General features: G+C 32.0%; 1 protein-coding gene. It reads left to right on the top strand.

Annotated elements, in window-relative coordinates; genetic code table 11:
• Nucleotides 1-161 precede the first annotated feature (161 nt).
• Nucleotides 162-389: a hypothetical protein gene (locus N1032_RS26605; RefSeq protein ID WP_259543662.1), complete on the top strand. Its 228-nt coding sequence runs from the start codon at nt 162-164 to the stop codon at nt 387-389.
• Nucleotides 390-590: the final 201 nt, after the last annotated feature.

Here is a 590-nt window from a genome sequence, read left to right as displayed (position 1 = left end):
GAGACCCTGAAATGCTTGAATTTATGTATAATGCCAAATTCAAAGATGGAGATGATGGTATGGTTATACCAGAAAGTAGATTAGGAAATCTAAGATATTTCTATCAATTCAAACTTAATAATAGAGTTTTCACAATGGGTATGACTGATGATGATGTCTGAGTGGCATTACCATCACAAAGAATGGAGGGCATTGTTTATTCACTAACCACTGAAGATGGATTGGTTAGGGGTTCACATGTAAGACCCCAAGATATTGAAGGTTTGATTTCTCCTTTCTATTATGCATTGGAAAATGATAACCTTGTATTTACTGATTTCACTCTAAAAGATGAATTTATTGAATACTTAACCAAAATATATGGAAAAATACAGAAAGTGAGAGACTAAACATGGAACATGGAAGAGTGCCAATAGATGGTGGATTGTTTCAAATGGATGAATATCTAAAAGCTGTTTCATCCATTGGAGATGGTCAATTCTATAAACTTTATGATTTACACCTAAAATATTTCTGTTCATTATATAAGATGATTGGTTCAAAGGATTTCCTTAGAATATGACCAGTAATTATAAGAACAGCATATGAAT

This window comes from Herbiconiux daphne (assembly GCF_024979295.1).
In the GTDB taxonomy this organism is placed as follows: Bacteria; Actinomycetota; Actinomycetes; order Actinomycetales; family Microbacteriaceae; genus Herbiconiux; species Herbiconiux daphnes.
Note: the sequence above shows the minus strand (reverse complement) of the source record. Positions and strands in the feature narration are given on the sequence as shown.